The 204-nt window shown below is 42.6% G+C and carries 1 pseudogene; it reads left to right on the top strand.

Annotation, left to right across the window (positions count from 1 at the left end):
- Positions 1-204, top strand: a pseudogene (locus tag N473_RS26645) (transposase); the annotation flags it as partial.

Genomic DNA, 204 nt, shown 5'->3' with positions numbered 1-204 from the left:
ACTCATAAGTTTGTTAGCGGAGAGTCGCTAAACACTTCAGAGCGTTGTTTACTGTCAGAGTTGATAGACGAATATAGAAAGCGTCTAGCGGATATTAGCTGGTTTATGCGAACGCTCAACGAAGATATAGCACGTAAAGCCAATAAAGAAGATGGGTGCACAGGCCGTTTTTGGGAAGGGCGATTTAAATCACAAGCCTTGTTA

The organism is Pseudoalteromonas luteoviolacea CPMOR-1 (genome assembly GCF_001625685.1).
Lineage (GTDB): Bacteria > Pseudomonadota > Gammaproteobacteria > Enterobacterales > Alteromonadaceae > Pseudoalteromonas > Pseudoalteromonas luteoviolacea_K.
This window is presented reverse-complemented; position numbering and strand designations above follow the sequence as displayed.